Raw genomic sequence first — 20,141 nt, forward strand, 5'->3', positions numbered from 1 at the left:
ATAGAGAGTGTTATGGAACTGTTACGTGACTTTACCGCTCGTATTATTCACAGACGCAGATGCAGATCCTAGCCCGAAACTTTTCCTGCCTGCAAAAAAATATGTTAAAATCCTCCGTCAGAGTAGATTTTGTCACACTCCTCTTTCTTTTTTTTCATATACTGTTACAAATCCTAATTAAGGAGTATCCTAAAATGACTAATTATATAGTATTATCTTTAGAAACACATTTATTTTTTGCTAGGATAATGAAAGAACACGCCCTGTTTTTGATGGCTGGATTTCCCTGCAAAAATCAATCGTATATAGAGAAAGCTGACTGGTTTCGCATAGAGTTTGAATCCCTTCTCCAGGATGTAGTGTATTTCAGTAACGGGCGTATCAGCCGTGGTATCCTGGAATCTGATGAACTGGTCACCAGCTTTACAATACCCACGGAAGAGAGGACCGCCTGCCTGAGCGGAATCCCTATTGACACAGAGCTCTCCCAGCAGGAGCACAATCTGAACTACGGCTGTATGAGAGGAGAAAGCAGGGAATTATATCAAAAAGTCTATTGGATAAATGAGCGGGCCTTTAAGCTCCTGAACGGGCTCATAGAATTTAAGGAGGACCTTCTCAAAAATGTATGTAGCGGAAACCTTTTCACCTCAAACTACCCACTGCTGATTGAACACATCTTACGTGAAGCCAGACTATACCGTGATACCGTGCGGGAACTGATGCAAAACAGGAAGGTCTCCTATCAATGCCTCTACAGAAAAGAAGAATTTTGGAACCGCATTATGATGGAACACGCTTTGTTTATACGTGGTTTGCTGGACCCCTCTGAAGAACAGCTGATACACACAGCCGACGATTTCGCCAGCGAGTATAGAGAACTTTTAGAATTGGCAAAGCTTCAGGATTGCCGGGCTATGGAGAATCTGACAAAAAAATCACTGAAGGAAACATTAAAATACCGTGATTTTAAAGCAGCGGGCACAGAAGGTATTCTGAATTGTAAAATTTCTTCCATCATACTTCCCCTCCTGGCAGATCACGTTCTGCGAGAGGCAAATCACTATATACGCCTACTGAATAATGAATCTGTGCAAAGGAGAAATAATAATGGAATTATGTAATTATCCAAGCTTGGAAGCGACACGTTTCTATGAGATCGAGGCCATACAGATTCCAATCGTCTATAACAAATATGGAGATCATGATCCTGACGGTATTCTGTATGTATTGAAAAAAGACGCGGACAGAATCCGGGAAGGTGCGATACGCAACTATTCTCAAACAATACCCCAGCCCTATGAAGAGGTTAAACCGCTTGTCATCAGAGCGAATGTTGGTGAAAAAATTATGATTTGTTTCTCACATTCTCTCAATCGCTCCCTCTCCATTCACGTTCAGGGCCTACCTTATGATGTGCAGACATCCGATGGTTCAAGTGTGGGATTCAACAGAGATTCTACCACAATGCATCAAATCACTTACACCTGGTATGCGGCATGCGAAGGAGTGTATCTTTTCCATGATATGGGGGATACGAGGAGCAGTGAAGAGGGAACTAATATTCACGGACTTTTTGGAGCTATAATAGTCGAGGAGGCAGAGTCCACATGGCTGAATCCCGAAACAGGAGAAGAACTGGAAAGCGGCCTGTTTGCAGATATTTACCATCCGGCAAAACCTGCTTTCAGAGAGTATGCCGTATTCTTCCACGATGAATTGGAAATAAAAAATAAAGATGGAGCTCCCCCTGTTGATCCGCATACTGGTCTTTTGGCAGCCACCACTGGGATAAGTTACCGGTCTGAGCCTATGAGAAACCGTGTGCCCCTTACCGGGGACCACGCAGACAGCGGTGAAGATATTTCCATGAGTTCATGGACGTATGGTGATCCCGCACCCCCCATATTGCGGGCGTATGTTGGTGACCCTGCAAAAATCCGTCTCATTCACGGCGGTGTCAAGGAAACGCATATATTTCATCTGCACAACCATCAGTGGCGGCTCGAAGATTTAAATCCAAACTCTGCCATCATAGACTCTATATGGCTAAGTCCCCAAGAATGCCATACGCTAAACATTCTCCACGGTGCAGGCAGCCTGACTGAGACATTTGGAGATGTTATTTTCCACTGCCATCTCTATCCTCACTTCCACGAGGGAATGTGGACCCTGTGGCGGATTCACGACCGCCTTGAGGACGGCACCGGCAAACTGCCTGACGGAACTGAGATTCCCCCGCTGATTCCGCTGAAAGACAGAATTCCACCCAGTGCTAAGGATGCCCAGCACCCTGGTTATCCCAATTTTATAAACGGCGAATTTGGGGAACGTCCACTGCAGCCGCCTCTGGGAATCTTAAATTCGGATGGTTCCAATAAAATAACTCCGACTCCGTTAGAGCAAGAAAACTTTACCGACAATTTTACACCGGGTGCACTTTATGCAGAGACCTGTCCCTGTCACACTGTCTGCTGTAAGGAGACAAACGATACTTGCGAATGTGATGTAAAGGTTTTCGAGATTGCCCTTGTTCAAGCCAAAATCATATACAATCGCTACGGGTGGAATGATCCTCAGGGACGCTTCTTTGTGCTCAAAGATGAATTAGAGAGACATGGAGGACTTGATTCCTACGTGGAAAAAGTTTCTTCAGGACAGATCAATGTGGAGCCTCTTGTCATCCGGGCAAATGCCGGAGATTGCATTGAGATCCGACTTACCAATCTTCTTCCTGAATATTTGGAGGAAAGCCCTTTCCAACTTCGAACAACAACAGATATTGTGGGATATCATATTCACCTTGTAAAGTTTGACACCATTGTTTCGGACGGTGCAGCCAATGGATGGAACAATATAGCCGGAGCCAGAAAATATGAAACCTTGATAGAACGCTTTTTCGCCAATACAGAACTCCACACCGTATTTTTCCATGATCATTTATTCGCCAATTCCCACCAACAGCACGGTGTATTCGGGGCACTGCTCATTGAGGAAGCTGGCGCAACCTTCCATGATATTCGGACCGGTGAAAGCCTTGAGAGCGGCTCAAAAGCAGTCATCAGGAGAAAGGACGGTACGTCAGTGCGTGAGTTTGCTCTGTTTGTACACGATTTTGCTCTGCTGTTTGACAAAAATGGAGAGCCTCTCAATCCGCCGGTGGTTCCGGGATCACATGATGATCCGGGTGTGATGGGAATCAATTATCGCTCTGAGCCAATGCGCGAACGCCTCATCAACGGAAATGACCCAGCTTATGTATTCAGTTCCCATGTCCACGGTGACCCCGCCACCCCTCTTATAGAGACTTACCCTGGGGATGAAATGGTAATACGTCTGCTGGATGGTGCTCATGAAGAACAGCATGCCTTCAATTTAACCGGGATGTCCTGGAAGCGTGAAATAGACGATGCCTCTTCCCCTTTGGTTGCCTCCCAGACAATTGGCATTTCTGAGGTATTTAACATTCGCATTGATAAGCCCTATGCTCCAGGAGATTATCTCTATTATTTCGGGGGCATTGATGACGCCTGGCTTGGGCTCTGGGGAATTATTCGGGCCTACGACCGCCCCCAGGAACATCTCAAGCCTCTCTGTAAAGGAAAAGACCGTATACTTCCTCTGCCACCATGCCCTGGTAAAGACGCAGTAATCCGTAGATATGAAGTGGCTGCAATCCAGAAAAACATTCCCTACAACCAATATGGCGATCATGACCCTGACGGTTTAATGTTTATACCTTTGGAGGATTACGAGCTTGCTCTGTACAATAAAAATTATCAGCCAAAGCCCTTGATTCTGAGAGCCAATGCAGGTGATTGGATTGAAATCACTCTCCACAATCTGTTTCAGCTTCAAAAACCGATTCCCTATTTTGACTATCCGAGAGTACCGCTGGACTACGAGCATACACCTTCCATGCGCGTATCACTTAATCCGCAATTTTTAAACTATGATCCGGTTCGTGATTCCGGAGTCAATGTAGGGTACAACAATCATGAACAGACAGTAGGACCCGGCGAGAGTAAAAAGTATATCTGGCATGCAGACAGGGAATATGGTGCATGTATCATTCAATCATTTGGCGATATGAGGAACCATAGATATCACGGCTTATTCGGGGCAATCATAATCGAGCCTGCCGGATCGTTATGGTATCGCAATTTTTCATTTGCTAAATCAATTTATGATGAGGAAGCTGTCATCACAGCTCCGGGCATAGAGAGCTTCCGGGAATGCGTAGTCATGGTGCAAAATGGCATCCGCATGCTTGATGCCAATGGTGAGCTGGTGAAAACAGCTGTTAGCGACGAGGGAGAAATATTGGATGCGGAGGATACCGGAGAGAAGGGATACAACTACCGTTCTGAGCGTTTCGCAAACCGTCTAAGGAGAGACCGGCGCATTTCAAAGATTTTTAGCAGCAGAATACACGGTGATCCGGCAACGCCTGTATTTCAGGCTTACGCAGGGGAACGAGTTATATTCCGCACCATGATGCCTGCTGATAAACCCAGAAATGTGGGCTTCTGTATTCATGACAACGCGTGGAAAGAACAGCCGGATGACCCTTATTCCAGGGTAGTTCCTCTTCAGGGCGGTATCAGTATAGGAAATACGTTCAATATGGAACTCAAAAACCAAGCCCCCTGTCCGGGTGATTATCTCTACCGTTCTGGCAGTCTGAAATGGGATCTTGAGTCCGGTATGTGGGGAATCTTCCGAGTGTTGAAACAAGGCATCGGCTGTAAATGTAAAAACCTATGCCAAAAATTTATGGGATGTATGGGCACCAGGAAATAAATGGTTTGGCAGACAGCACACTTCTTAAAATGTGCTGTCTGCCTCAATAGATGCTATCTACTCTTTTACCGCGCCTCCGGTGACCCCTTCTATTATCTTATTTGCCAAAAACAGATACAAAATAAATGTGGGAAGGAACACAATCACAACCCCTGCAAACAGCCCTGCCCAGTCTCCGGAGTATTTCATGGATTGCACAATGGTCTGCAGCCCCACAGACACGGTTCTCAACTCCGTCTTATTTGCAAAAATCAATGCCATAAAATACTCATTCCAGATGTTGATAAAGTTGAAAATAGCCAGCGTAACCACCCCAGGCTGTGCCAGCGGAAACATCACCTTCCAGAATGCCTTGTCCGGTGAACAGCCGTCAATCACAGCGGCCTCCTCCAGAGCTTTTGGCAGGGACATGAAAAATCCGGTCAGGAAGTACACGCCAAAGGGAACGTTGATACAGATGTACAGCAGGATCAGAACCCACCTGGAACCGGTCAGCTGCATGGAAACTGCCATTTTATAGAGAGGCAGTATCAGCATTACCACTGGTATGGACAATGCTGTCACAAAGCTGTTGGTCAGCATCTTTTTCCCTTTAAAAGTGAATCTTCCCAGTATGTATGCGGCCGGCGCTGCAATCAGAGTCACTCCAATACACCCTGCACCACTGTAAATCAGGCTGTTTCCAAAATACACACCCAGCTTATGTTTTTCAAGAACTCTGAGGTAGTTTTCAAAATGAAACCCGCTTTTTAGCAGATCACCGCTGAAGATTTCCCCTGTGGTGCTAAACGATGCGATTATGATCCAGCCGATCACGACGATTGTAAAAGTCAGCCACAGCCCCAGACATAAATAGCTAGGAATTGATTTTGCACGAAATTTATTGTGCTCTCTGTATTTTTTCTTCATATGCATCCCCTCCTAATTTTTTTCGCTCTTGATCAGTTTATCCAGAACAAGATTTACAATCAATACCACCAGTGTGACAATCACTCCCACAGCCGCACCCATACCCACATTCAGCTCCGTGGACGAGGCGGACAGAGATGATCCAAAGACATTTTCATACATATATACAATCGGCGTCACAGTGGACAGCTCCATACGGAGTGAAAAGAGGGAAGAGTAGACGAAAAATCCCAAAGCCCCTGCTGTGTACAGCACAATGCTCCTCTTGATCGTATCTTTTAGCAGAGGTACCGTAATCTTTAAAAATTTCGTGATGGCCCCCGCACCGTCGATGGTGGCAGCCTCGTAATAGTCCTTTGAAATTCCGTCAATCCCAGCCACAAAGATCAGTACATAAAAGCCTACGCTGCCGAAGGTAAAGGCTATCATCATAGACAGGAAAAGATGATCCGGGCTGGTCCATTGAAACTGCGCCATCTTATCCCAATGCAGGGTTTCAAAAAGTGTTTTGAATAAACCGTACTGATTATTGAACACATACTGAAGCCACATGGTAACCAATGCCACTGCGCTGATCACGCTGGGCAGATATAGAACTGCTTTCCAGAACTGCTTTCCTTTGATATTAGATGTGAGCATAACGGAAAAGAGCATCGCCAAGCCCAATATGGCAGCACCTGCTCCGATCCATATTTTCAACACATTGATCAGAGAGCGGATAAATACCGGGCTTGCAAACAGTGTCTTGAAATTTTCCAGACCTGTAAACGTCCATTCACTCATACTGTCGGTCACAAATTCCACTTTATGAACACTCATCATGAGGGTTCTGATACACGGATATAGAAAAATTGCCAAAAAAACTAATACTGCCGGCGCCAAAAAACGCACCATAAACCATTTCTGTTTTTTCATGTAAGACTCCTTTTCTCAAATATTCTATAACTGTTCCGTACCTTCACAGTTACATGCAAAAATCCATTAAAAATCACCCTCGGTGATGAGATTTTTGCACTCCAGAATCATTTTCTTATAAGAAAAGACCCACTGGCGTGAGTCTTTTCTTTTTCATGGAACGCACGTAACTATTTTGTAGTTGCAGATACCATAGCCTCTACAAACTCATCCGCACTGCTCTCTCCGGCAACTAATTTTACGAAATTCTCTGCAAGAACAGGTGTCAGGTCCACATTTGACTCAATGTTTCCGCCTGGTTTGATTGCGCTTGTCACACTCTCGAAGGCCGGCTTTACAGCCTGCATGTCCTCTGACCATGTACCGCCCGGTATAGCTGAGATGTGTCCGGCAACCTGTACGAACTCCTCGTCATTCTCAGGAGTGAAGAAGCTGGATACGAATTCCATCGCCAAATCCGGATTCTCACATTTACTGTTTACGGAAATCATTCCAGAGCCTGCAACCCCCTCTGTCTCAAATTTGTTTTCACCCTCTGCTACATCCGGGAAGTTAAAAGCTCCCCATCGAAAGTCCTCTCCCGCTATATCTGCCACTTCATTGGGCAGCCATGTTCCGTTGTAGTAAATCGCTGCTTTTCCATTGGCTACATCGGCCTGTCCTGCAGGATAAACGTTGCCGGCTACATTTGCATCAAAGTAGCCTTTTCCTGCAAAGTCTTCAAACGCTTTTGCCATCTTTACAACCGCTTCGTCTTTCCACATCTCTCCGGTTGTGTCGCTTGCAAGCTCCGTAACCCAGTCCTGTCCTTTTTCCCGTGATAAGTACAGCCCGGGAAGCCAGTGTGCATACGCGCTGTCCATTGTGATGGGAGAATATCCAGCCTCTTTGATTTTTGCACAGACTGCATCGAACTCTTCCCATGTAGTGGGCACCTCAAGACTCAGTTCATCAAAAATACCCTGGTTATACATGAACAAGGTCATAAACGGCTGATATCCCACTGCAACCAGCTTATCCCCAATCCCTGTCTGAAGTCCCGGTGTAGACAGCAGCATTGGAAGAACGCTCTCCTCCAATGTTTTTCCGCCTAAAGCTGCATATGGTTTATTCACATAATCCTTTAAATCCAGACAGTAATCTTTGAGCTGATCACTGTACTGTGACGGATAATCGAAGATATCAATCTGCTCCCCGCCCTCAAGCGCAGGTTTTAATGTCTTACTCAAGTCACGTCCGTTCCACTGGATCTCGACTTCACACCCCGGATGTTTTTCCATAAAATCATCGGCAATTTTTTGAATCACCTCTCCCTGGGTCTCTGTCTCTGACCACAGTGACCAGTACACTAATTTTGCATCCTCCGCTTTTGCATCCTCCGCATCACCTGGTGTCTCTGCTGGTGTCTCAGCCTTTGTCTGGGCTGTTGTCTCTGCCTTGCCTTTTGTCTCAGTCTCACCTGTTGCTCCTGCATCCTTTGATGCTCCTGCCCCACAGCCTCCCAATACGAGACTTGCCGCAACTGCCATCGCAGCCATCGCTTTTAATTTCTTCATTCTGGTTTCCTCCTTGAATAGAATATTGTGAAGAAGTTCTCTTCGTTTGTTCTGACAATATTGTATTCCAGAAGGCCTTCTTTTCAAATGCAATTTCATATACTGTTCTTTTGGAAAATCATAAACACTCCTATTTTATCTGCCATTTAAAAGAAATATCCCACTTCTCAAGGGCTTCCATAGGGGTGATTACCCCAGCATATACCTCCTGCTGATAATCCCAGTAATCACTCCAGTCAATATCCGGAATCGTGTTCTGTAAGGAGGGCACTGTGCGTTTTGGCACAATATATTCATTCTGCAAAAACTGCTGATATTTAGTCAGTTTCTGGTTTTGATCAACGAAAACAGGCATATAGCTCCATCCCTCTGTAAAGACATCCATATTTTCCGGTTGGGAGAGCCACTCCAAAAAAACAGCCGCTTCAGCGCTATGTCTGGAATCCTTAAAAACTGAAAACTGACCTCCCCCCTCTATTATGGTCAGTACATCTTTCCCATAGGGAACCGGAAATACCATCAGGTCAATCTCCGGATTCAGGGTCTGTACCTCCTGAATGAAAAAGCCTCCCATGATATACATAGCCGCCTCCCCATGTGCCATTGCATTGGTGGCACTGGTATAGGTTGCATCCATATAATCTACATTTGTATATCCATCTTCCCTCAAATCCCTCATATCCTGCAAAATCTGTTCAAACTCCCCCACCTCACTCCATTTGAGCTTACCTGTTCTCAATTCCTCCCATACTTTCTCCGACACCAACTGAGGTGCTGTGATATTAAAGGGTACCTGGACTGTCCAGGAATCTTTATCGGAAGCGAACAGAGGAATGATTCCTCTTGCCTTCAGTTTTCGGCAGACTTCCCGGAATTCTTCCATATTCTTTGGAATCTCCAGATGATTAGCCTCAAATATTTCCCGATTGTAGACTACTCCCATTGCCGGTCCGGATTCCACAGGAAGACCATACAGTTTCCCATCCAGCATTTTACTCTCCCGCTGTTCCAGAATGACCCTGTCAAACCAGGATGCCTCCTCTGTCATCTCCACAAAGTGTTCCACCCCCACCTCCTTTATCACGGATTTTTCAATCCGGATTATATCCGGCGTCTCACGCACCTGTACCTTAGTCTTTACAACCTCCGTCCATGTATTATCCGGAATCACCTGGGGATCGATCTGAATATCCGGATGATCCTCTTCAAATTTTTTGATCAGCTGAATAAAAAAGTCCTTGTAATGCGTCTGCGGAAGCATCATTGTCAATACCACTGCCTCTTTGGGTTCACTGCCCTTCCCCTCCTTTGGCAGACCCATAACGATAAGCGAAAAGATAATCACCAAAATCAAACCACATGATAGATACACCATATTCTTCTTCATACATTCCCACCCTGCCTTCTACCAATATTCAAGCATGCCTCATCATGCCTGTTTCCTTTTATTATAATCCGACTCATTTCGAAAGCCAATTAAAAAATAGTAAACCATGTGTTGTAATATTTTAATCTGGCCTTTTAAAGATTGAATTTTTCTTTTCATATTGATAAACTTGTATCAGGAAGGGGTGAGTTACTGTGAACGTGTGAACAATAACAGGGAGGAAAACGTCAAATGAAAAAACCGCGAAATTATCCGCAAAAATTATTTTTAGCATATTCCTGTATTTATATGACTGCTCTTTTAATCTTCTTCCTGATTGTCCTGGGACTCTTTTACCAGCAGCAATACAAAAAAACTCAGGAAAATCAGAGTCAGATTGTTTCTAAAATATCCGAGCAGATTGATGTCTCTCTTCAAAATATGGACCAGATTGCAAACGGACTTTTATTTAATAATACCTTTCTGGAGCTGATGAAAAATTCAACTACCCAGCAGCGCTATAATGAGGCGAGCAAGCAGATTCTGAATACCTTCACCGCGCTGGATGCCCCGCTGTTTTCCACCCACCGCATTATCGCATTCAATGATTTCTATTACTACAATCTCTCAAAATCCGGTGAGAACCAGAGCTATATGAAACTGGCCATAGCAAACTGGCCATGGGCAGAATCACTTTGGGAGCATTCGGGCAAAAAGATTTTCATTCCGCCGCACCAGGACACCTTTGACGACCTTCCCTGCTATGTGTACTCGGTAGCGCGTCCTGTGAGTGTCGGCAGTGTCAATTACGGGACCATTGAAATCCAAAAGGATTATACTGAGCTGGAAAAGCTCTGCTCTTTGAACACCCAGTATGGGCAGATTGTGGTATATTCTCCGGATGGTCAGATCATTTACCCCCTAAGTGCGGGCTCGGAGAACACAGGATTTTTCAATCAGCTTTTTACCTCCTTGAAATCCGTGACTGAGACAATGTCCTCCAACACAGTGGCTCAAACCTATTATGAAAAAAATCATATTTCCTTATTGTACTCTGAGTATTCCGGCTGGATCACCGCACTCTACTGTCCAACTGCCCAGATGGTGCCGAATACCCCCCAATGGCTGCTGACCATCCTGATGCTGTTCCTTCTCTTTGCCATCAGCTTTATGGTTGCCATCCACATTGTTACTGACCGAATGACCGCCCCTCTGACCCATTTAAATGAGGCGCTCAAAGAGGTCTCTCTTAACAATCTGTCTATTGAACTGCCTCAGCAGTATGGCATTGTGGAGATCGAAAATATAAATCACTCTTTTCTCGTGATGTTTGAGCACCTGAAAAAATCCATTGCGGAGAATATACAGTCCCGTGCAAATGAGGAGCGGGCAAATTACCTTGCCCTGCAAAGCCAGATGAACCCGCACACTATCTACAACACCATCGGTATGATAGAGTCTGTCAGCTATATGAATGGGGATGAGGAGGTTTCCCGGCTTTGTATCTGCTTTTCACATATGCTGCGCTATATCTCTGATTTTAAACAGCAGCAGTACCTTGTGAGAGATGAGCTGAAGCATCTGGAAAATTACGCTGTCCTGATCCAGACCCGTTATGGAGACCGTCTGAAAATCACCACGGAAGCAGAAGAAGAGCTGCTTGATCAGGCCATTCCAAAGTTTACTCTGCAGCCGCTGGTGGAAAACGCAGTGAAGCATGGTTTCTCCCATACCCACTCACACCTCTCCATTCAGATTGTGATAAAAAGAGATGGATGCGGATGGTATATCCTGATCAGAGACAATGGCTGTGGTATGACACTGGAACGCCTCACAGAAATTTATGAACAGCTTTCCCATTGCGATGAGTGTCTGTCCACTAACCAGGATGTACTGAATATGAGGATCGGCAATCTAACACTCAGCAATATCTATATCCGCTGGCGTATCATGTTTGGCTCCCGCCTGCAGTTTACCATAGCCAACAATGAGGATTCCTGTGGCTGTTTCATCCAGCTCACAGTCAAAGAGGAGGAAATATACCATGATTAAAGTTTTTCTAGTAGAAGATGAAATGATTGCCCTTCAGGCTCTGGAGTGTAAGGTAACCCGTCTCGGCGCGCCATATAAGGTAATCGGCACAGCAATCAATGGAATCGACGCTCTGGAGCAACTGCAGGATTTAAGTCCTGACATTCTCATTGCAGATATCTGTATGCCTGAAATGGACGGGATCGCACTCCTTGAGCGTCTTTCCACAGATCGCCCTGAGATAATTACCGTAATCCTAAGTGGATACCAGGAGTTTGAGTATGCCAAGCAGGCAATGCGCTTTGGGACAAAAGATTACCTTCTGAAGCCCATTTCGGTGGAAGACCTGCAGAACTGTCTGGATGACTGCCGTAAAAGACTGGAGCAGAGAAAGAATCAGAATCTTGTGTCCCTGCTGATCGGTGAGAATACCTACTCTTTTTCCACGGATCACACTACAGATAAGTTTGCCGCAGCATACCTGATACTCTCCAATGCACTTTCCACCCTAAACAGCATCACTCATCCAGATGTCCCCTACATTACCAGCAAAAGCCTGGAAGAATACCTCTGCGGACTTCTCCCGGACAGTTTGGAGGTTCACTGTTTTGACGGTATCTTCTCCAATGAAAAAGCGCTTATTTTTTCCGGGGCCCACCTCAGTGAAACAAGACTCCTGCAGCTGCTCACCGGAATTCTCCCGAAGCTGGAGGCATTCTGCCAAAATTATTTGACGATGTATTTTTCATGTGTGGAAAATGCCGCATCGCTGAACAAGGTAGTATTCTCCGCCCGCTCTGAGGCTGTTCGGTGTATTATTTTGGGAAGGACACAGCTTTGCAGTAAACCGGCTGACAAGGAAACCCGCTGGCCCGGACTGCAAAGCCAGGCAGAGCTGTTTTTACTGCTTCTGAATCAGAACCAATTGTCATCACTTCATTCCCATATCCTGCAGCTCTTCCACGAATGGGCTGCTGCGAACCGGACTGCAATGTCCATTCAAAATGATTTACAATTTTTACTGGAATACTTCCGGCACAATGGTTCCTGTGACCCCTCTCTTAGCAGTGTGTTTTTAGCGGAGAACCTCTTATGCTTTTACCAGGATGAGGAGACTTTTGCAGAGAGCTTTTATCAGCTGCTCTTTCACTTTTCCAGTTCTGGACAGTCATCCGATTTCCGTTCTGCCTCAGAATTGGTTAAGGACATCGACCGTTATTTACAGGAACATCTTTCACGCCCACTGTCCCTGCAGGTCCTCTCTGACGAGTTTAATGTCTCCAAGGTTTATCTGTGCCGCATTTTTAAAAAATATAAAAACATGACACCAATCGACTACTTTAACCGTCTTAAAATATCCCGCGCGAAGCTGCTGCTCGTACAATTCCCGGATATGCCTCTGCGTGAGATAGCAGCTCTGCTGGGATTTAACGACATGTACTATTTCAGCAAAGTGTTTAAAAAAATCACTGGAAAATCCCCATCGGAAATCCGAAGTGAATCGTCTGCTGACTAGTACTGCATCCACGAAATAAACGCCCCATGCACTAGCCGCCAACCTGGTTGCCCGCAACAAGAAAGAAGAATATCCCCATCAGGAAAACACAATGCTCTTAATCATTGATTCCTGTGGGGATGTTCTCGTTTACCGGCTGTGACGGTTTACGCCATCACAGTACCTGTTATTTTATTTTTGCATATTTCTTATTGCTATACTTGGTGTAAACCTTCTCTTTGTCTATTGTCTTGTAAGCTCTCACGCGTACATAGCAGGTTCTTCTGCTCTTCAGCCTCTTGATCATCCTGGTCACTGTTGCTTCTTTCCGGATCGTAAGCCTCTTTGCTTTCTTAAACTTGCTGTTGTCTGCGTACTGAATTTCATAGCCGTGTGCACCCGCCAGCCTTTTCCAGGTTATCTTTACCTGTTTCTTCTTCGTACTCTTAACAGACTTCAGGTTTACCTTTTTGGCCTGGAATCTCTCTCTCACAAGCAGCTCTTTTGCTTCCTGCTTTGCATTCTCCGCCTCTTTGCGGGACACTTCCGCCAGCTTCTGGGCATCCTCGGAGGATTTTTTTGCTGCCTCCGACGCAATCTGGGCTGCCTCCGACGCTTTCCTGGCTGCCTCCGCCTCTGCTGCCAGTCTCTCCAGCTCTGCCCTCTGAGCTGCTGTCTGTCTGCGCTCTTCCTCCAGCTGCTTTTTAAGTTCCTCCAATTTTTCTCTGGCTTCTTCCGCAGCCTTCCTTGATTCCTCTGCTTTCTCAGCGGCCAGCTTTGCCTCCTGCTTTGACAGGTCTGCCGCTTCCTTTGCCGCGTCGGCTGATGCCTGGGCTTCCTCCGCAATCTTCTTTGCTGCCGCGATTTCAGCCTTGGCCTCTTCCTGCGCCTTCACTGCTTCGGCCCGGGCCTTTTCGGCTGCTTTCATGGAATCCTCCGCCTTCTCCTGTGCTGCCTGGGACGCCTCCTTAGCCGCCTGGGCCTCTCTCTGGGCAGTCTGTGCTGCCTTCTTGGCTTCTTCCATCTCCACCAGCATGTTGTCCAACTGCTCTTTTTGTTTCTCTAGCTCTTCTCTTTCCAGTTCCAGGTCTTTAGAGGCCTCCTCAAATTCTGCCTTGGCATCCTCTGCCGCCTTTTTTGCCTCATCAGCTGCCTTCTCGGCTTCCTCCGCCTTTTGCTTTGCTTCCTCCGCTTTCCTCTGTGCTGCTGCTGCCTCATCCCGGGCTGCCTGGGCCTCTTTTCCGGCTTTATCCGCCTCCGACTGGGCCTTATCCGCCGCTGCCTGAGCCGCTGCTGCTGCCTTCTGTGCTGTCTCTGCCGTCTCCTGGTTCTTAGCTGCCGCCTGCATTGCCCCCTCAGCCACTTCTCTCGCCGCATCCGCCGCTTTCTGGGCTGCCTTTGCCGCTGCCTCCAGGTCTGTCGTATCCAGCACCAGCCCGGCGGCTGCCTTCATGATCGCTGCTGCTGCCTCCTGGAACTGTTCTGTTGTGGCATCCGCCTGATTTTTCAGTTTCTCAGCCGCTGCAAGGGCTTCTGCAAGGGCCATTGCGCTGTCCTCTGTGTACACTGTGGTGTCCAGATTCTGGTATGCCCTGTAAGTAATCTCAAATAATTCCGGTACCTCCGGCTCAGGGGTATCGGACCCGCCCACTTCTTCTACCAGAATGTCATCCAGTACAATGGGGGCGGGATTATCCATAACCGCAACAGACACATTCTGGCGGTGGATACCAAACCACAGCTCATCAGACTCTGCCGTAAACTCATGGGCATATACTTTCGTCTGGGACGTTGGCTCTAGTGTCTCCCTGTAAATCAGGTTGGAGGGGTTTGCTCTCTCTGAAGAAGTCAGCCCGGTAGCTCCCACTCCCAACACAAACTGGTAGTCATCCACTGGCTGTGTCTGATACTTAAAGGTCACTCGGTAGGTCTTTCCCGGTGTGAATCGGATGGTCTGGGGCAAAGTCTGTACTGCGATTCCCTTTGCACCGATTCCAATGACCTTAATGGCCCTGTCCCCATTTAATGTGTCATCCACATCCACGGTAGTTGGGTCCCACTTTTTTGTTCCATTGTTGGTGTATGGTGCATGTCCCAGCTGGATGGATACCCGTGTCTCATGGATTCCTCTTGCACCGCCTAGGTTAAACGGATAATACCCCTCATAGGTAGGTTTATATTTGTTTAAGTCATAGTCATTTAAGCTGTACGTCCCCTGGTTCTCTGCCAGTTCGAAATCTTGATAAAAGACTACCTTATCTGCGGCGTAACCTTTCTCCGGATTGGGCAGCTCGGTTTCAAATACCCGCACGTTGTCAAAACGCACTTTGCCTTCCCCCGCCTCTGCATGCAGCTTTAAGGTAACACGGTCTTTTCCCTGCGGAACTTCAAAGTTAACACGCATTCTCAGCATGTAAGTACCAATCTTCGAATCATACTCATCGAAGTCCAACAGGATGGATTTATCCGCATAGTTGTCAAAGATCTCTTCCCCGTTATCAATGATAATTGAAGCTTTTCTCTGCTTGCCCTGCTGGATTTCCACCATGACAGAAGCCGCATAGGTTCCGGGTTTTAAGCCCTTTATTTCCTGGCTCACCTGGGTCTCGTCGCTTCCGCTCATCACAAGCTCATAATTTCTCTGCTGTCCAAATGCAACATTTCTTCCCCAGCCCACCAGCTTTCCTACTTCTGTATTGTCGAACTCTGTATCATTTTTCCGGACTTGTGGAGTTCCCTTATCAACTGTCCAGCTTCTTAGATCCCCATAGTTAAATCCCGGATCTTTTACACAGCTGCCGTTTCCATACGCAACGTCCTCTTCCTTGGCGGCCTCGCCTTTGTAGATTACGTAGGCTGTCTTTGCCTGTATATCAGAGAGGGTGATGCTTCCGTCCACTACATGGATCTCCTGCTGTTCCACTTTTCCCAGGTCGGTCAGACGATACAGGTATACTGTCTCCACGCCACTCCAGCTGTTCGGAATTTCCCAGGTAGTAGTTCCTCCATTTTTATTCCAGTGATAAAGCTTTATTTCCTTCTCTTCTGTATCGGGATTGTTTATCTCTCCCTCATCCCATGGAATCAGATAGCTATCCTCATTATAAATGACTTTTCCGTCCTTTTTAATGGTACGTTTATTGCCATTATCCGCATCCCGGAACACTTCCACATTATCTTCAAACCAGATGTGCGTTGCCCAGCCTGCATCGTCCTTTTCCATACGCAGTATCGGAAAATGCTGCATATATTTAGACGGAAGATTGTTGTCAAATACAGCCTGCATTGCTGTATCGAACCCGTTATTTGTAAGTTTCTGGGGCCACCCTTCATATGTGGTCGTATCCGCACCCATGAGCAGGTTTGCGCTGTTGGGATGACGATCCTTGCAGCCGCCCTTTTCCTCCTCTGATGCAAAATTGTCCCAGCGGTCCTTTGTATGGTTGAAAATAAATCTTGCAATATCGGATGCGTAGGCTTTAAGATTTGTGGGACTGTATGATTTCTCTACCGCCCAGTGGGACCAGACGGCCTCAGCCTCATTCTGATATGGCCACTCTACAAAGTAGGCAAAGCCTGCTGCCTTGTAATCCTCTGCCAATCTTCTGCCCTTCCAACCACCGCCTGAGAATACATCGCTGTAAACAAACCCTAAGCTCGGTACTGCCTCCTTAAATCCCACGAGATCTTTTTGCCGCTCCAAGGTAAGGGCATTAAACTGTACATCCGGTATATACACCTGCTGCAGCCAGTGACCGTAAGCGGTATATCCTCCTCCTACAGGAGTGATGCCGTCAGACTGCATCATAATCTTCTCCGGGCGGAAGGATCTGGCTTTTCCATAGATTTCGGTAAAGTTTGTATGTACACCCACCCAGGAATTGTATTTGTTGGCTGCCTCATCTACATATTTCTTAAAATCTTTATAACCGCCCAGCTTGTCGTCATAGTAACCTAAATCAGCCCAGTTCCCTTCATTGTGGTATTTATTCAGTACCAGCTGACCAAGGCCGTCGGTTGCCAGAAATACTTTTTTTGTCTCATCCAGAGATGCCAGATATGGGTAATTTCCTTCGCCTGCCTGCGGGAACACAAGCCTCTGTACAACAGCATCCGGGATGTTCTCCATACCGATGGCGGTCTGCATAATATCACGGAATGCAACGGCGCTATCCTGCCAGTCTACCTTTCCATCCTTATTCAAATCCTCTGCAAAAGAGATATACACCAGAGGAAGTTCTTCCGTATACTCTGCCTTGTAAGTTTTGGTCACTACCGCACCGGATTCCCCGTAATTTCCTTCGATATCCTGGAATGTCTTTGTATAGTCCTTTGCACGGTATTTCCATGCTCCTGACCAGAGACTGGTCATATAACCGGCTCCATCCTTCACAGTCTGTTTAAACAGCCTCTCCTCCGCTGAGCTTCCGCCTGTACCCTCGTTGTCCGGCATGGCATTGCTGCGGATGCCTGCTGACACCTTTTCATTGGACAGGAATGCATATAGGTATGCCTTATCCACCGTGTCATTTACAGGCCGGTAGGTAGTCAGATCCTCGTACACATCTCCTGTCTTGGTGATATCCGATTCCATCTTAGATCCTGCAAACGAAGCCCCCTTTTCCAGACTGGATACGGAAAGCAGCTTCTGGTTTGGAATTTCAAAGCTAAAGATTCGTTTATCATCCCCGCTGCCCTCTTTGATCTCAGTAACATCCATTTTAAAGTCATTCTCATCTACGGCAAAGGTCAGTGCAATCTCTGCTTCCAGTTCATTGATTTTCAGCTTGTATTCCGCTTTGGCATCACTTACTTTTTTATAAGTTACTTCTGGTTTATACTCCTTGCCGTTTAACTTTACGGTATCCAGTAAAGTAGTGTTCCCCTGCATGACTCCGCCGTTTGACAACAGCTTATATTCATATACCTGAGGGAAGCTCTTGTCAATCATGACTTCCAGCTGGTCATTTTTCAGAATCTCCATGTCTTCATTGGGAGTAACTGAAACCTCCACCGTATCCCTGATTTCAGGGTTCAGAGCTGAGTAAGCCGTTACGGTTGCACTTCCCTCGGAGAGTCCCCGTACCACACCCCCGGAAACAATAACCACGTCCGTGTTAGAGGATTCCCAGTCAATTCTGGTATTGGAAAGTTCATCCGCAGTGTATGAAAGTTCCAGAGTGGTTTTGTTTTTCACAGAAACCTTCTCCTCAGTGATATCAAACGAGGCCACCGGAACCGCAATACTCTCCACAAGCTTCAGGCAGTCCATACGATACATACCCTGGTCACCGGCCGTTCTGTCCACACCGACTTTTACCTTATCGCCCCCCTTTAGGGTAAGTGCCGCACTGGGTCCGTAATTAAAATCATTCATGCTCGTCCAGGGCGGGGCCTCCAGACGGGCTGCGTTTTGACCGTTCACCCAGATGGTCATATAGTCCGTTGTTATCAGATATGTATCCCGCGCATAACGTACTGACAAATCATATTCCGCCTCTGCAAAGTCTGTTGGCACAGTAAATTCTACCCCGGACCCATTTCCGCTGTCGTAGAAATTATCGGCAAATTTCCCGTTTGAGGCCGCAGAATTGCTTTTTACCGCAAGAGGCTTTTCCGTAACCTCACCATGAATCAGTATGCCATCCTCCGCCTCCAATACCGTCTGGGATAAGGAAACGTCTGTTACCACCTCGATCCGCGCCAGTGCATAGACAGAAGGGGTTTTTTTAAGCCTGCCCATGATGCGTGTACTTCCCTGGCCTACGGCCGTTGCCACATCGCCCTCTATTTCAATGACCTTCTCATCTTCTGAGAAGAACTCAATATCTTCCGTCTTTCCCACATCCAAAAGCAATTTTGCAGTGGCATCCTTTGGCATTCTCAGCTTCTGATAGGTGAACTGAATCTGCTCCGAAGGATCAGCCGCACTCTGGCTCTCCAGTTCAACATAGTCCATTCGCAAAAATCCCTGGTCTCCTGCTGCTGTGTCCACCTTAAGAGAGATCACATCCCCCTTTGCCAGACTCAGTGCAAAGGGCACTGAATGTATCGTAATATTCACATTATCACTGTCCGCTCTCAGATTCAAAGACCCTACCTTCTCGTCATTTACATAGACACTGATCTTGTCTTCTTTTTCGTAATATTCCCTGGCATATCCCAAATATAACAGGAATGCGTTCTGTGACTCATTTCCCAACTGATTGGTAAACCGGATTCCGGAACCATTTCCAGCCTGTTCAAAGCCGCTCACATATTTTCCGCCGCTGGCGCTCTGCAGCTCCTTCACCGCGACACGGTTTGCCTCCCCCGTGCTGTTCTCCCCCTGAAGAAGCTCTGCATCTTCCGCCTCCATATGCTCTGCCGTAATCTCTTCTGTCCCGTATATTCTGAGTTCATCAATGGAGGTTCCCCAGGTTCCGTGTTCAACAAAATACAGGCGGACATATCTTCCATATCCTTTCACAGAAAATTTCTGTATTCCGTCCACGCCCTCCCCTGTGTAGATAGACCGGAAATTTTCTCCATCCCCGGAAACCTGTACCTGGTACTTTGCGGCATGTACGCTGCCTGAAGACCAGTCTATCTCAACCTCTGACAATCCATATGTCTTATTCAGGTCTATGCAGACCCAGTTTCCATTGTTCTTATTGTCTCCGTCGTACCAACGTGTACTTGGGTCACCGTCATTGACCAATTCCGGTTTGTACTCATATGTAACATCACCCTTTGTCTCTGTGGTCCACTTACTTGCCGTTGCCACTCCCTGGGAACCAATCTCCTTAACCTCACTTTTCTCATCTGAGGTATCCTCGTCCGGCCATACCGGCGGCTGGGACTCATAGCGAATTTCCATTTCCCCATTACTTGCAAACACAGGCAGATTGTTCACTCCTGCCGATGATGCCATCACTGCAAAAGCCAGAAACCCACTCAACAGTCTTGCATATTTCTTTCTCATTTTTCTCTTTTCTCCTTTCAGCACTTTGCTATTCCCCATTTTTCTGTCTCCTTTCAATAGTCCAATTGCCTGTTCTGCTCTCCCCCTCTCGCTAAATTGCTT

Annotated in this window: 9 protein-coding genes; 4 read left to right on the forward strand and 5 right to left on the reverse strand. The window is 46.7% G+C overall.

Annotated features, from left to right (window positions below; translation table 11 throughout):
- The first annotated feature begins 194 nt into the window (after positions 1 to 194).
- Together AC0THY_RS00690 and AC0THY_RS00695 are read left to right on the forward strand one after the other, a co-directional pair.
- Positions 195 to 1,124, forward strand: a complete 930-nt coding sequence (locus tag AC0THY_RS00690) for a DUF2935 domain-containing protein (RefSeq protein WP_489992557.1) — start codon at positions 195 to 197, stop codon at positions 1,122 to 1,124.
- A complete protein-coding gene (locus tag AC0THY_RS00695; protein ID WP_489992558.1) occupies positions 1,111 to 4,803 on the forward strand; it encodes a multicopper oxidase domain-containing protein in 3,693 nt (1,230 codons plus the stop codon). Before AC0THY_RS00690 ends, AC0THY_RS00695 begins: the two co-directional genes overlap by 14 nt.
- A gap of 57 nt (positions 4,804 to 4,860) precedes the next feature.
- On the opposite strand, the gene AC0THY_RS00700 is transcribed toward AC0THY_RS00695, so the two are convergent.
- From AC0THY_RS00700 to AC0THY_RS00715, 4 genes are all read right to left on the reverse strand, one after another.
- Complete coding sequence (locus AC0THY_RS00700; RefSeq protein WP_489992559.1) at positions 4,861 to 5,712, reverse strand: carbohydrate ABC transporter permease; 852 nt, start codon at positions 5,710 to 5,712, stop codon at positions 4,861 to 4,863.
- 12 nt (positions 5,713 to 5,724) lie between these two features.
- On the reverse strand, positions 5,725 to 6,627 hold the full coding sequence (locus AC0THY_RS00705; protein WP_489992560.1) for a carbohydrate ABC transporter permease: 903 nt from the start codon (positions 6,625 to 6,627) through the stop codon (positions 5,725 to 5,727).
- 170 nt (positions 6,628 to 6,797) lie between these two features.
- On the reverse strand, positions 6,798 to 8,183 hold the full coding sequence (locus AC0THY_RS00710; RefSeq protein WP_489992561.1) for an ABC transporter substrate-binding protein: 1,386 nt from the start codon (positions 8,181 to 8,183) through the stop codon (positions 6,798 to 6,800).
- 130 nt (positions 8,184 to 8,313) lie between these two features.
- Complete coding sequence (locus AC0THY_RS00715) at positions 8,314 to 9,570, reverse strand: ABC transporter substrate-binding protein (protein WP_489992562.1); 1,257 nt, start codon at positions 9,568 to 9,570, stop codon at positions 8,314 to 8,316.
- A 231-nt stretch (positions 9,571 to 9,801) separates the two neighbouring features.
- On the opposite strand from AC0THY_RS00715, the gene AC0THY_RS00720 reads away from it, so the two are divergent.
- Both AC0THY_RS00720 and AC0THY_RS00725 read left to right on the forward strand, forming a co-directional pair.
- The gene (locus tag AC0THY_RS00720) at positions 9,802 to 11,601 is read left to right on the forward strand and encodes a sensor histidine kinase (RefSeq protein ID WP_489992563.1); all 1,800 of its coding nucleotides are present in this window, start codon (positions 9,802 to 9,804) and stop codon (positions 11,599 to 11,601) included.
- The gene (locus AC0THY_RS00725) at positions 11,594 to 13,096 is read left to right on the forward strand and encodes a response regulator transcription factor (RefSeq protein WP_489992564.1); all 1,503 of its coding nucleotides are present in this window, start codon (positions 11,594 to 11,596) and stop codon (positions 13,094 to 13,096) included. Before AC0THY_RS00720 ends, AC0THY_RS00725 begins: the two co-directional genes overlap by 8 nt.
- A gap of 166 nt (positions 13,097 to 13,262) precedes the next feature.
- Here AC0THY_RS00725 and AC0THY_RS00730 read toward each other — a convergent pair whose 3' ends face one another.
- Complete coding sequence (locus AC0THY_RS00730; protein ID WP_489992565.1) at positions 13,263 to 20,078, reverse strand: endo-alpha-N-acetylgalactosaminidase family protein; 6,816 nt, start codon at positions 20,076 to 20,078, stop codon at positions 13,263 to 13,265.
- Between the last annotated feature and the right edge of the window lie 63 nt (positions 20,079 to 20,141).

The organism is Ruminococcus sp. 8Y-12 (assembly GCF_058119865.1).